The organism is Runella aurantiaca (genome assembly GCF_003339505.1).
GTDB lineage: Bacteria > Bacteroidota > Bacteroidia > Cytophagales > Spirosomataceae > Runella > Runella aurantiaca.
In genome coordinates this window covers 1-14,343 of sequence record NZ_QPIW01000044.1, presented here as the reverse complement: position 1 = coordinate 14,343, position 14,343 = coordinate 1, and the positions used below count along the sequence as shown (strand labels likewise).

Annotated in this window: 8 protein-coding genes; 2 read left to right on the top strand and 6 right to left on the bottom strand. The window is 46.5% G+C overall.

From position 1 onward, the window contains the following. Nucleotides 1-47: 47 nt before the first annotated feature. Complete coding sequence (locus DVG78_RS28860) at nucleotides 48-1,157, bottom strand: alpha/beta hydrolase family protein (RefSeq protein WP_229598346.1); 1,110 nt, start codon at nucleotides 1,155-1,157, stop codon at nucleotides 48-50. A gap of 69 nt (nucleotides 1,158-1,226) precedes the next feature. Here DVG78_RS28860 and DVG78_RS28855 point away from each other — a divergent pair, with 69 nt between their 5' ends. After that, nucleotides 1,227-1,823 carry a Pycsar system effector family protein gene (locus DVG78_RS28855; RefSeq protein ID WP_147277200.1) on the top strand — a complete coding sequence of 199 codons (597 nt, stop codon included), beginning with the start codon at nucleotides 1,227-1,229 and terminating at the stop codon, nucleotides 1,821-1,823. On the opposite strand, the gene DVG78_RS28850 is transcribed toward DVG78_RS28855, so the two are convergent. The 5 genes from DVG78_RS28850 to DVG78_RS28830 all read right to left on the bottom strand — a co-directional run bounded on the left by DVG78_RS28850 (nucleotide 1,820) and on the right by DVG78_RS28830 (nucleotide 10,974). Then, nucleotides 1,820-2,941: a hypothetical protein gene (locus DVG78_RS28850; RefSeq protein WP_229598345.1), complete on the bottom strand. Its 1,122-nt coding sequence runs from the start codon at nucleotides 2,939-2,941 to the stop codon at nucleotides 1,820-1,822. The genes DVG78_RS28855 and DVG78_RS28850 overlap by 4 nt on opposite strands. Nucleotides 2,942-2,950: 9 nt before the next feature. Then, nucleotides 2,951-5,176: a sensor histidine kinase gene (locus DVG78_RS30460; RefSeq protein WP_114464486.1), complete on the bottom strand. Its 2,226-nt coding sequence runs from the start codon at nucleotides 5,174-5,176 to the stop codon at nucleotides 2,951-2,953. Nucleotides 5,177-5,196: 20 nt separating this feature from the next. Beyond that, nucleotides 5,197-7,404: an ATP-binding protein gene (locus tag DVG78_RS30455; RefSeq protein ID WP_229598344.1), complete on the bottom strand. Its 2,208-nt coding sequence runs from the start codon at nucleotides 7,402-7,404 to the stop codon at nucleotides 5,197-5,199. Between the two features lie 160 nt (nucleotides 7,405-7,564). After that, entirely contained in the window at nucleotides 7,565-9,580 is a 2,016-nt protein-coding gene (locus DVG78_RS28835) for a tetratricopeptide repeat-containing sensor histidine kinase (protein ID WP_114464485.1), read from the bottom strand. 14 nt (nucleotides 9,581-9,594) lie between these two features. After that, nucleotides 9,595-10,974: an ATP-binding protein gene (locus DVG78_RS28830; protein WP_114464484.1), complete on the bottom strand. Its 1,380-nt coding sequence runs from the start codon at nucleotides 10,972-10,974 to the stop codon at nucleotides 9,595-9,597. A 100-nt stretch (nucleotides 10,975-11,074) separates the two neighbouring features. Here DVG78_RS28830 and DVG78_RS28825 point away from each other — a divergent pair, with 100 nt between their 5' ends. Beyond that, nucleotides 11,075-14,191, top strand: coding sequence for a cyclic nucleotide-binding domain-containing protein (locus tag DVG78_RS28825; RefSeq protein WP_114464483.1), 3,117 nt, complete (start codon nucleotides 11,075-11,077; stop codon nucleotides 14,189-14,191). Nucleotides 14,192-14,343 lie beyond the last annotated feature (152 nt).

The window sequence follows — 14,343 nt, the reverse complement described above, 5'->3', positions numbered from 1 at the left end:
TTTAAGCCAAGGTCTTATGCTCACCATAAGACCTTGGGAATGTATGACTACTTCACAGGATTGGGCGGTGTGAGGTGCGGCGCCAGAAAACGGTAGATTTCCTCGCGTGACTCACGGGCCAATTTGGTATCTATCCGGTTGAAAATGTGCCCTCCTGGAGCGTCCTGATAAATTTTATAGTCAAATTTCTTGCCGTGGGCTTTTAGGGCGTTGATAAGCCCTTCTACTTCTAGCACATTCACGTCTTCATCGTTGGTATTGGTATGCACCAAAAGCGGGGTTTTGAGCTTGTGGGCGTTCCACATCGGCGACCGCCGCCGGTATTCGGCCACGTTTTCGGAGGCATCCTTGCCGAGGTGAGTTGCGGCCGCAAATTCATTGCGATAGCTCTGGGTTTTGTACCCCATCCGGGCAATCAAATCACTGACGGGCACACCCGCGTAGGCCACGCGATAATCTTCTGGATGGTCAAAGATATTCATGAGGGTAATCATCCCGCCGTGGCTCCAACCCATGATTCCTACCCGCTCGGCATCTACCTGCGGCATGTTTTCGACGGCCCAACGCTTACCCGCCAATACATCGTCGTTTTCGTAATCGCCATAATCAATTTGGCGATGAAACACGCTGCCGTAGCCCGTACTGCCTCGGTATTCGGGGGCAATGACGATGTAGCCTTGGTCAATCAATTCCTTGACAATGTGGGCATTGAATGTATTAAAGTCGCCGTGTATGCCGCCGTGAATGAGTACCATGAGGGGCAGTTTTTTGGAAGAAAAAAACTTCTTTGGTACAAACGTGTACGCTGGAATCACCACGGGATTGTTGGCACCCTGTCCAGTCGGATTTTTAACCACGTGCGGGGGCTTGCTGGCGTAGCTGACCTTGTCGATGATGGCGATGTCCCCCAATTTTTGATACCACAGCAAGTCGTCGATTTTTTTGGTCAAGGCTTGGTCGCTAAAACGAAGGTTGTCTTCCAGTGCTTTGAGGCGGTCGGCGAGGTCGGTTGGGGGAGTTTGGGCCATCCCCATTTTGAAAATGAAACTCAAGAGCAAAATAAAGTAATATTTACGCATGGGCATAGAGGGTTTATTGATGAAAATAAAAGGAAAAAACAGTCGGTCGGTGATGAAAACAACGGGTGTATTCTTCATTGATGGCTATGAGTAAATATATTCTTAAATTGCGTATTCACAAAATCAGCATAGACACAACCAACATTTATGGAGCAGGAACCGATGGAATTTGCCAAACCTGAAAAAATTAAGGACAAAACCAAAAAAGACAAGAAAAAGAAGGCTGACCGTACTGTTGAAACAATGTACCGCTCTACCTTGGCCAACCACATGCAACTGAGCACGTTGGCCGACCAGAAAGCGGGCCTGTTGGTGTCGGTCAATGCCATTATTATTTCGATTATGGCCTCCTTTATGGTGCGCGAATCGTTTGATAATGCTTACCTGATTATACCTACGTGCTTGCTCGTGGTGGTGTGTTTGTCGACCATTACGGTGGCGCTTTTGGCTACGCGTCCTTCGGTAAAACCCCAATCGCAAAAACTGGACGCGGAGAATGTGCACAAGATGGATTTGCTGTTTTTTGCCGATTATACGGCCCTCACGTTGGAAGAATACCAAAAAGCGATGAAAGAGATGATGGTCAAAGAAGACCGATTGCACGACAGTCTCATCAAAAATATTTACGCCCAAGGCAAAGTCATGGAGCGTAAATACCGACGCATAAAAATCGCCTACACGATTTTTATCTTTGGGTTTCCGATGGTGTTGATTTGCTATCTTATCACCTTGTATTGGGCTTAGTTGCCGTTTTTGATGGTGGGTTTGGTGCCGTTTTCTACCGTAAATACCTCTTTGATTGATTTGGGATTGTCGATGGTTTTATAAAACTCGTCGAGGTAGTTGATGGTGCGCTTGATGTAGCCTTTTTCGAGCTGAGGATTGTTTTCGTACAAGGCGTAAATCTGCGGTTTTACCCGCCTGAAATTATCAAATACTTGTTGATACACCGCTGGCGAATACGTAATGCCCCGGTAAATGCGCTCCCGTACTGAGTATAGGTTGAGGGCTTGGGGCGGGCGGGCGTATTTGGCCTCAATAATGCCTGAATGGTCAAAATCATAAGGAACCGCCGTGATGTAAGTGGTTTTGTCTAACAGTTTGATGTTGTGCAAATATGGTACCGACCAGTCTGAATTACCAATCATGTATTCAAAAACCGCCACCGTAGCCATACTGACCGAGTCGATGATGTACATAGGAATTTGTTTTCGATACATATTTTTGGCCTTGTTGCGTTTGGCTAGAAAGGTTTCATCTTCGAGCAAAAAGGCAAATCGGGTTTCGGTTTCGCGTTTGCCAGCCGAATCTTGATAAGTGACCCTGGCCAAACGGGCGTCGAAACTGTCGTCGGTGAGCAGGTTATACATTTTGTAGACCAAATATTCCTGAAAAATATACTCTTCGTTTTGGCAATGCGTCACCAGTTTCAGCAGATTCTGACGCTCAAAGATGGTATTTTTATCTTTCTTGCTCGGAATATTTAGTAACAACGGAGGAAACGTACAGTTGGAGGGCGAGCGCCGAAAATTCCCCCTTACTTTCACCCTGATGTTCAGGGCTATTTCCCCTTTTTTCTTTCGATTGTATTCCAATTTTGCCCATCGGTAAGGCTGCTTGGCATTTTTCCGGTCTTTCATGAGGGAGCTGAAATTGGTCGTGAGATTAAGCTCCAACATATCCTCTTTTTTGAAGAGAGGCCCCAGTTTGACCTTGGTGGAATCTTTGGGTTCTTTTTGCGTAAATCCCTGTAAGCTAACCAGAAACAGGGTGGTGGAAACGATGATACGGTAGAATGAATGAGTCACGGAGAAAGAGCGTTTTTCGTTTAGGCTGATGTACTTTCGGATAAATGATTGCAAAAGGTAAAATTACGTTTTTTCGTACGGCAATTTAATCACAAATGTGGTGCCTTCACCTTCTGTGCTGATGACGTCGATGCTGCCGCCGTGGCCTTTAGTGATGATGTCGTACGCCAAACTCAGGCCCAAACCCGTGCCTTCGCCGGTGGGTTTGGTGGTAAAAAAGGGCTGGAAAATCTTTTCTTTGACCGCGTCAGGAATGCCCGTGCCGTTGTCTTTTATCTTGATTTCAACCCGATTCCCCTTTTTACGGGTAGAGACAGTAACCATTGGGTGATGGGAGTCCGACAAATCGGTCGGGTCTGCCCCATTTTTTTGCTGAACGGCATAAAAGGCGTTGTTGATTAGATTCAATAATACGCGCCCGATGTCTTGCGGTACCACCTTGATGGGGGGCAGGTTTTCGTCAAAATCAGTTTTGAAATCGGCGTTAAATCTATCCGCCGCGTTGCCTTTGTCTTTGGCGCGGAGGCCGTGGTAACTCAAGCGCAGGTATTCATCGGCGAGGGCGTTGAGGTTTGTGAATTGTCGTTCGCCTGAACCCATACGAGAGTGTTCGAGCATTCCCTTCACGATGGAAGATGCGCGCTTGCCGTGGTGGTTGATTTTCTGTAAGTTTTGTTCAATATCTCCCAAAAGCTCCTCTTCCAATTCATGGGCTTGTGCTACTTCGCCTTTGGTCTTTTTGTCTTCTTTGATTTCTTTCAGTTCATCCAACAATTCGATGCTTATCTCCGAAAAATTATTGACAAAATTCAGCGGATTTTGAATCTCGTGGGCAATCCCCGCCGTCAGCTCGCCCAAGCTAGCCATTTTTTCTTTTTGAATGAGTTGATTTTGGGTGGCTTTCAGTTCTTCCAACGATTCTTCCAATTGCGCCGTACGCTCTTTTACTTGTCGTTCGAGGGTTTCGTTTTGGACGGCCAGCAAGTGCTGTTTTTCCAGTTCCTGTGCTAAGGTCTTCTTACTGAGGTCGTTGTTTTCGCGAAGTTTTTCAATCAACTCTTTGTTGGTTCTGGAAAAACTGATGGCCAAATACAGCGAAATGCACAAGGGAACGCACAAAACCGCAATTTGATACGTGACGATACCGCCCAACCATTGCTCAAAAAGTGGGTAAGAACCATTGTTTTTGAGTAATAAATCAATGTAAAACAACAGAAACATCACCAGCGAAATCCCCATTCCAATCATGATGAGCCGCGCTCCGGGTTGGTGGCGGCGCAGCGCCAAGGCCGTGACGCGAATGACTTCGGCAGTCATCAACAATTCGGTGCCCAACTCGGCCCAAATGGAACCTAATGAATAAGGAGTAAACAACGAAATAACCACTAACACCCCAAACACCACAATCAACCAAAACAGAATGCCGGTGGGCTGATGGTAAATCTTATAAATGGCCCGAATCAGAAACAGGTAAGCGATGGGAAAGGCAATGGTTTGGACAAATTCGGCCACAAAGTAGTCGGAGAGGTTCTCAAAATAATCGAACGTCAGCGGGATGCAGAGAAAAGCGAGGCCCAAAAAAAAGGTCGTAAATGAAAAATATAGGTTGGCGCGTTGGGTGCGGTAGAGTATGTAAAAGGATAAATGCAGAAACGTAAGGATAAAAAATACGCCTACCTGAAACCAGCCGTAGTAGGTTTGGTGGCGTTGATGTTTATTGACATCGCTGGCGTAGGATGTTTCGATAACGGTGGCCTTGAGGCAGTGGTTTCTGCTGAAACCCACGCGGTTGTAGAAAGAACTGTGTTCGTATGCAACCCGAATGGAAATCTGAACGAACGGAAAACTGACGGAATAGGGGAGGCCGATGACGTTGGTCTTGAAAATATTGACGGCTCGGGTGGCTTCGGAGTCGGTGCTGACAGTACCGATTTTGCGCGCGGGCAGTCCGTTGATGTAAATTTCAGAAGCTACGCTTTGGCTGATTAGCAGTGTGGTCAGCTTCTGGGCCACCATCGGCGAAAGTTCCAGCGTAGTTCGGAACCAGCCGATGTTTTTTTGCGTCAGTTGGGGAATGTTGCCCACATCGTCGGTGGGGTTGACATCCGACCATCCGCTGTCGTCAAACTCGGGGTCGGCCCATGCGGGATTATCACCCGCGTGCCATTTCCAATTTTTGTCGAGCACAAAGCCTTTTTGGGGCAGGGTGTCGATGGTGATAATACTTTGTGCGGCAACGTGGACTAGGGGAATGAGCAGAAATAAGAGAATGAATAAGCGATTTTTCATGGGTTGGCTGTTAATTATTCTCAAACGGGCAATTTAACGATAAATTCCGTTCCTTCACCTTGGCGGCTTTCCACATCTAAAGCGCCGCCGTGGCCTTTGGTGACGATGTCGTAAGCCAGACTTAATCCCAGTCCAGTACCTTGTCCGGTGGGTTTGGTGGTAAAAAAAGGTTGGAAAATTTTGTCTTGCACTTCTTCAGGAATTCCCGTTCCGTTGTCTTTTACGCGTATTTCGACCCAATCTACCGCATTTTTGTCGGTGATATGCTGTGTGCTGACCCACACCGCTGGTTGATAATTGTTGGATAAGTCTGTCACCTTTTTTTGCTGAACAGCATAAAAAGCGTTGTTGATAAGATTGAGCAAAACCCGGCTTATATCTTGCGCAACAACGTTGATTTTAGGCAGATTTTCGGCGGCGTCTAGGTTAAAATCAGCATTAAAACACTTGTCTTTTGCGCGTAGCCCATGATAGGCCAAACGCAGGTATTCGTCGGCCAAGGTGTTGATGTCGATGGGTTCCTTCTTGCCTGAGCCCGTGCGGGAGTGTTCGAGCATTCCCTTCACGATGGAAGAAGCGCGTTTACCGTGGTGGTTGATTTTCTGCAAATTTTGTTCAATATCCCCCAAAAGCTCCGTTTCCAGTTCATCTTCTTTGGGTCCTTCGCCTTTTGCCGTTTTTTCTTCTTTGAGCTCGTTCAGTTCTTTCAGAAGTTCAATGCTGACTTCTGAAAAGTTATTGACAAAATTCAACGGATTCTGAATTTCATGGGCAATTCCCGCCGTCAGCTCACCCAAAGAGGCGAGTTTTTCGGACTGAATGAGTTGGTCTTGGGTGGTTTTGAGGTGTTCGATGGAGGCTTTAAGCTCGTTGGTTCGCTCGGCCACCTGCCGTTCGAGGGTTTCGTTTTGGACCGCCAGAATGTGTTGTTTTTCTTGTTCTTGCGCTAGGCTTTTGGCCGAAAGGCTTTCCAGTTCTTGAATCTTTTTGCGCAATGACTGATGGGTACGGGAGTATTCGCGCACCAACGAAAATGATAAGCCGACGGGAATGCTGAAAAGCATCACAAAGATAAGCAGCATAGCGACGAGAACGACAAATTCTAAGTAGCCGTTTTGGGTGTTGTTAAAACCTACAAAAGCCCCCGCAATGGAAAAAAATACAATGGCTAAGACCAGACAGCCCGCCGCCACAACCAACGAATAAATCGGCACTTTGGCGTTGGAATCTTTGCGTCGTTCGGCCAAAATGCTTACCCGGATAAAATCGGTAAAAATCAGCAGAAAAGGGGGCCATACCGCCAGTCCATACGGCACATCTGCTTCTATGACCATGCACACCAAACTTACCGCTATTAATATGGCCTGTATATAGAAAAAGTAGCTGAATGGCTGATGTAGGTAGTGATAAAGCGATACGTTGATGAGGATTATGCCCAAATAAAATGTGATGAAGGTGGTCAACTCGCCGATTTGCTGATGGCTTGTAGTTTGTAGTTGTGTTTCTAAACTTTCAGCAACAAAGGCAAGCGCAAACGTAAGCATGGTAAACCCGAGCGTCAAACTTACCGTTTTTGAACGGTTTGAACGATAAAATAAAAAATGTAAAATGCTGAAAACTAGAAAAAGGCTGATGCTAAAAAAAAGAAAACCTGAAGTTCGACTGGAGGTTTTACGAATCCAGGAGCCGAGGCTTTTTGTTTCAAAAACCTTAAGCGTAAACGTTTCCTGATTAGAGCCAGGGTAATAAAAATTATTTTTTGTAAATGAAAACCGAACTGCGATGGTGTGTTGGTTGGTGTCTGATAAACTGAATGGTATAACTTTGGCAATGGAATGTGTGATTTCTTGGGAAGGAGAGTTGCTCACAACTCCCAATGTATCAAGGGGTTTGCCGTCCAAGTAGATTTCGGCCGCCCCTACTTGACGAATATAAAAACACAAGGGTTTATTGACCAACAAAGCATTGACGCGGATGGGGCGCCGCAACCATCCGAGCTGTGCTTGGCGAATTTGGGGCAAATGATGAATGCTTTGGTCGAGCTGAATGTCTGACCATTTTTGGTCATCAAATGTCGGTTGCGCCCATTGGGGGTTGTCGCCCGCGTGCCATTTCCAATGTTTACTCAAAGTGCTGCCATTCTCAGAAAAGGGACGTAGCGCGGGCACTTGCTGTCCAAAAATCTGACTACAACATAAAAGCAGGAAAGAAAGAAAGGCATACTTCATTCAAAAAACGCCGTTTTGAGGTGGAAATGGGTTGTTTTTAGACAAATGTAATGAAATACGAGGAGGATTGTTTTACTACCCGACGGTTTTTGGAGGTGGATGACTCTAGCGTTTCTAAAAAATGAAGATAGAAGGTCGTGAACATATACAAAGCAATTTTTTAGTGAATCGGCAATTGTACCACAAATGTTGTTCCCTCATTTTCTACACTTTCTACCTCCATTGTCCCTCCATGTCCTTTTGTTATGATATCATACGCTAAACTCAACCCCAGTCCAGTGCCTTCGCCAGTAGGTTTGGTGGTGAAAAAGGGTTGAAAAATTTTGGCTTTTGTGGCCTCCGACATGCCGTTGCCGTTGTCGGTCACCCTGATTTCAACATGGGTGTCGGTGGCTTGGGTCAAAACCGTCACTTTGGGTTGGTAGGAATTTAACCCTGACAGGGTTTTTCGTTGCTGCACCGCATAAAAAGCATTGTTGATTAGATTCAACAATACTCGCCCTATTTCTTGCGGGATGATTTGAATTTTTGGGAGGTGCTCATTTGCAATGAGCTCATAATCACTCTCAAAGTTCGGATTTTTTGCTTTCATGCCGTGGTAGGCAATGCGCAGATATTCATTGACTAGTTGGTTTATATCAGTCAATTCGCGCTCGCCTGTTGATGTGCGCGAATGCTCCAACATCCCTTTGACAATGCTCGACGCCCGCTTGCCGTGAAGGTTGATTTTTTCTTGGTTTTGGATAAGGTCGTCCACCAATTCATTTTCTAATTCTTCGTCCCTTTCTTCTTGGCCCTTCAACCTTTCGACTTTTAGCTCTTTGGCTAGTTCAATGCTCAGTTCTGAGAAATTGTTGACGAAGTTTAACGGATTCTGAATTTCGTGGGCGATACCCGCCGTAAGCTCTCCCAGAGAGGCCAGCTTTTCGGATTGTATTAATTGATTTTGGGTGGCTTTCAGCGCAATGAGGGCTTCTTCGGCTTTCTCATGTTGACGATTTATTTCTTCTTTTTGGCGGTGTAAAAGATTGTTGGCTTTTTGTTTTTGGCGATTGTTGCGGTATAAAATAAAAGCTAATAACGCCACCCCTACCAATATCCCCGATAAAGCATACACTTGGAGTTGACTCTGCAACGCGGCTTTATTGGCTTCAATCCGCCGTTTGGTGCGTATTTCCCGTTCTTCTTCTTCGTAGGCCAGTTTTTTGATTTGACTGTTTTTTTCCTGTATGCTGAGGCTGTCTTTGGCCGCCATTGCTATTTTAAAGTAATGAAAAGCTTCGCGCAGGTTGTTTTTTTGTTCATATACTTGCGACAACAAGGTCGAAGCCTCGATAAGCGTGGGCAGATGGTACGCGTGGTTTCCGTTTTCTTCGATGGCTTTTTTTCCGTAAAAAAGGGTTGAGTCCAACTGATTTTTATCTTTATAGACCTTAGCCAATCCCTGATACGCCCGTGCATTGACCCCTGTAATGTTGAATTTTCGATTCCATGCAAGCGTTCGGCGGTAATAGACCATCGCACTATCGGGTCGGCCAGAGGCGGCATAAGCAGTCCCCAAAAAATAAGCAGAAGAAGTAACGTACGTTGGTAATTGGTATTTTAGGCCAGTTTGATAGGCTTGGTGGAGGTTTACGAGTGCGGTATCGAGGCGGCCCATTTCTTGGTAAATCACGCCGAGCGTTAAGTGAATGTCGGCAACGGGGTGGTTTTTTTGGATGATTTTTGCTTGTTCAAGGTATTCAGCCGCCTTTGTATTGTCTTTGCTCATGGTATAAATGAACGCAATGTTGGCCAAAATGACGGCGGTTTCTTGGGGCGTTCCAAATCTTTCAGCAAGGCGTCGGGTATCCATCAGGATGGCAAGGCCGCTCGCATATTCGTTGGTATGCGCCAAAATAAATCCTTCTGCAATACCGACGACAATCTTTCCCTTCACAAAATCGAGGCGATTGGTCAGGGCTTTTGCCTGCCGGGCATATTGCAAGGCTACATCGGAATCAATAGAGGTATAACAGCGGGTCAGTTCGACCAGAAGCAAGACCTTGTTGGTGTCTTCTTTGGCTTGGGTCAAGGTTCGTTTCAGACTGTCGGCGAGGAGTGGGTTAATGTTGGGTTGAGCGAAGGCCGCGTGCGTGATGAGCGACAGCAAAAATAGACCAAGCCACTTTTTCATGTTTGTTCTGACCTTTAATTGATGGGTAATCTCACCATAAACGTAGTTCCTTCTCCCTCGATGCTTTCCATTTCCATTTCGCCGCCGTGGCCTTTGGTTACGATGTCGTAGGCCAATGAAAGTCCTAAGCCCGTACCCTGACCCGTAGGTTTGGTGGTGAAAAAAGGCTGGAAAATTTTGGACTGAACTTCTTCGGGAATCCCCGTCCCGTTGTCTCTCACTGAAACATGTATTTCGTCTTCTATCTTTTTTGTGGTTACCCAAACGGTGGGCTCATAGTTGGCTAAGCCTAAGGTGTTTTTTTTATGAACGGCATAAAACGCGTTGTTAATCAAATTTAGAAATACGCGCCCCAAATCTTGCGGAACGACTTCGATATTGGGGACCTGAGGGTCCAAATCGGTTATCAAATGGGCATTAAAGGATTTGTCTTTGGCGCGTAATCCGTGGTAGCTCAGGCGGAGGTACTCATCGGCGAGGGCGTTGAGGTCCGTTAGTTCTTTTTTGCCCGAGCCCGCGCGCGAATGTTGCAACATACCCGTAACAATGCTGGCGGCGCGCTTGCCGTGGTAGTTGATTTTTTGGAGATTCTGCACAAGGTCGTTGAGGATTTCTTCTTCCAAGCCCGCGTCTCGTTGGGCTTCATCTTTATCTCTTTCGCCTTTCAATTCTTCTACCAATTCGGCGGATACTTCCGAAAAATTATTGACAAAGTTGAGTGGATTCTGAATTTCGTGCGCAATCCCCGCCGTAAGCTCTCCCAAAGAAGCCAGTTTTTCGGACTGAATAAGTTGTTCCTGCGTAGCCTTCAGGTCGTCGAGTGCGTGTTGTAGCTCTTCTTTTTGCTGCATTATTTCGGCGGTTCGGGCCGCCACCTGCGATTCCAAATCCAGTTTTTTGGCTTCCAGAATCCGATTGGTTTCTTCTTCTTGTTCGCGTTTGAGTCGCTCTTCTTTGATGGCTTTGTCAAAAGATTTTTGTTGATTTCGGGCTACTAACGCCAAAATAAAACTGGCAGTAAGGGCAATGCCTTTGAGCGACTCAAAAAAATTATGGTGTTTTTTATGGAATTTCGGCACCCAATATTCGCCCATATTATCAATCAAAAAAGCCAATCCCAATGGCACAATCATCCAGAGCAGCAAACGGGACGCGGAGCTTTGATTTCTTAATAAATAGGCTGGAATGGACGCAATGATTAAGAGAAGAAAAAAAACGGGGGGGGAGATAAAATCAGTATCCGCTACTACTTCAACTGCCAACAAACCAAACGCCGCAAAGCGTGCGTATTTGAGGCGTTGGTCCCACTCGGGGAGACGCTCTTTGGTCTGTAAAAATTTTTGAATAAATGGCAGTAAGAAAAAAGCAACCATGAAGGGAGTGACAAAATTCATAGCTGGAAAAAGGTTTTGAAATGATTAAGCGTCATAAAACGACTCTTGCCGTTGTTTTTTCTCCAATATCTGTATTTTTGTCGAATATTGATTACTTTTTATGTCTTCAGCTTCCCTGTACCGTTCGTTAGGAGTGCGAGCCGATGAAATTCGTACCGTCGGTTTGTTCTTTTTACATCATTTTTTTCTGGGTTTCGGCACGATGCTGATCTACGTATCGGCCAATGTCATCCTGCTCGAAAACCACCCCGAGAGCAGTCTGCCGCTGGCCTATATGGCATCGGCAGTAGGGATGATGGTTATCGGAAAAGTGTATACTTATTTTGAGCATCACCTTCGACTCAATCAGTTAGTTATCAGGGTTTTGTGGGCGGTGATTGTGCTTACGGCCGTTATACTGCTGTTGGTCATATTTGGCCATTCGGTCACGGCGGCGGTGGCCATTATGGTGGGCTTTCGCTCTATTTATCTGCTCACCAATCTTGAATTTTGGGGAGTATCAGCGGTGGTTTTTGACGTGCGTCAAAGCAAACGCTTGTTTGGCGTAATCAGCGCGGGCGATATGCCCGCCAAGGCACTCGGCGGTATGCTGGCGGTTTTGATTCATGGTCATACCGAACTGATATTCATGTTGTTTTTGGCATTTGGTTTCTTTTGGGCGGCCATGTATACGGCCGTTTTGACTTTTCGCTCGCACCACGTGACCACCGCGCATGGCAGTGATGCTCCCATTCGGCGGCGTCCTATGCCCCGCCTCATTACTCAGTTGTTTGGTGGGAGTGAGTTGATTTTTGCCATGTGCCTTAGCCTTACCGCTGTTGCCATCATGGCAACGGGCGTTGAATACGCCTTTTTTATCAATGTTAAATATAAACTCCATAGTCAGGCCGAAGTGATGACCTATCTCGGCGGCGTACTGACCCTGACTTACCTGTTGGCGACGTTTGTGAAGCTGGTCGTGTCGCGGCAGACCATCGATTACTTCGGTATCAACAAAGTACTGGCGTTGCTGCCCGTGGGTGGTTTGGGGGTGGCGGTCAGCTTGGGCGTTATTTTCTTGATGGGATATGATGAATCGGTTCAATTGGTGGCTTATTGCTTTGTGTATCTGGGTTTTGAAGTAGTACGAAGAGCTCTTTTTGACCCCGTTTTCTTGGTGCTGTTTCAGCCGCTTTCTCCTCATCAACGCTTGCGTGGACATACCCTTGCCAAGGGATTTTATGAACCGTTGGGGCTTGGTTTAGGTGGGCTGATGCTTTATTTAAGTCACCATTGGTGGCAGGGAGGACAGTGGTTTTTGGTGGAGGAAATTGTGGTGGGGGCGGTTTTTGCACTTTGGTTTTTGCGCCGTACCTACCTTCAGTACGTGGCCACGTTGCAGGAAGCACTCAGTAAACGATTTGTGGCCGCCGAAGATTTGGCGATTCCCGATGAGGCTGTCAAAGCGGTGTTGAAAAATCTTCACAGCGATAAACCCAAAGAGGTCATCAACGCGGTAGAATGGCTGAGCAGTACGCCGGCGCACGGGGTTCCGCATTCTAAATTGCACGATTATATCACCGAACTATTTACCCACCGCGACGACCGAGTACGGTTGGCGGCCCTCGAAGCCGTTGATAAGTTGGGGCTAGAGCTAAAGCCAGCGCAATTAAAGAAGCTGGCTTTGGAAGATTATTCGCCGCTTATCCGGGAAGTTGCCGCGCGGATTGTGAGTAAAAATACCCCGTCAATTGGTAATGAGTTGTTGTATACGCCCGATATGGCGGTTAGGAAGGGGGCCATTTTGGGGCTTTTGACTGGGGAGCCAAACCAATCTTTTGCCCTGACCGCGCTGGAAGCTATGCGTCAAAATTCCAACGCCAACAGCCAACTAGCTACCCTGACAATTGTACGTTCCCTGAAACTGACGCGCTACGTTGACTTTGTCAAAGAGTCGTTTGTGCATCCTGATGTAGAGGTTGTGCGGGCCGCCATTGAGACCTCAGGGGTATTGCCGAGTGCAGTATTGAGCGCCCAACTGGTAGATTTTCTTTCGGAAAAGAACTCTTGGCGTTTGGCGGCCAAGAGCCTGGCCAGTGTAGAAAAAGAAGCGTTGCCACTCTTGACCGAACGACTCACAAAAATTACATCACCTGATTTGGAGAGGCGTATTGTGGCAGTTTGTGCGTTAATGCAGTCCAAAGAAGCGTATCAGTTGTTGTTACAATTGCTTCAACGGCCTCATGTTTCGGTCAGAACGGCGGCCTTGCACGCACTGCGAAATTTTGATACTTCCAAAGAGGCATCGTTGTTTGAAAAACTACTTCATGAAGAACTTTTGCTGGCTCAGCGCCTATTACATGGACAGGCAGAATCCATTGAGGCCGATCTCAAAAATAGCCTTATGTATGAACAGGAGGTGACGATTCAGCGTATTTTTGGCCTTTTGATGCAGCGCTATGACCCCGATTTGATTGCCAGTACCCAAAACAGTGTGCTGCACAGCTCGCGCGAGCGGCGCGCCAATTCGCTTGAACTACTCGAAAACAGCGTGCCCCGCCAAGTGTACGGGAGTTTGCACGCGTTGCTCGACGATGTGTCGGATGCGGAGAAAATCAACCGAATTGATGTTCAAATGGGGATATTTTCAGCAAAAGATTCCATTAAAGATTATATTCTTCAACAAGGGGCGCGGCACTTTACGTACTGGACCATTCGCCTTACCTTGCGTGGTGTATCGCCCGCTCAATTATTCAATTATCCCGATTTACAACTCATGAGTCATTCATCTGCCACCGCCAAAGTTTCAATTACGGAGCGTGTTATGGTCTTAAAAAATACCGATCTTTTTGCCGAAACTCCCGAAAACGTATTGAGCAGTATTGCGCCTATCATGAAGGAAGTGAACTACCTTGAAGGGCAGACCATTTTTGAAAAAGGCGATTTAGGTACGAGTATGTTTGTGATTTATGAAGGCGAAGTGGGCATCTACGACGGGCAGGTACAACTAGCTACTTTTGGCCGGGGAGATGTGTTTGGGGAGCTGGCATTGCTAGATGCCGAACCGCGCTCGGCGGCGGTGGTTTCACTCTCCGATGTTCAACTTTTTCGGGTAGACCAAGCTGATTTTTACGACCTTATGGACGAGCGCGGAGAAGTATTACGCAACATCATCCGGATTCTGTGTCAGCGTATTCGCAACCAAAATACCAAGCTGAGAATGATGGCAGCGAAGTAATTCCTATTTTTCACCCTATAAATATATAGGCTTCCCTTTAAAGGGTTAAGATATTAAATATCAGTACTTTGCATCAAAAAATAATCCCCGAATATGCGCGTATTTGGCATAATTCGGGGATTTTCGTATTTTAGTTGTGCTAACAAACCTAA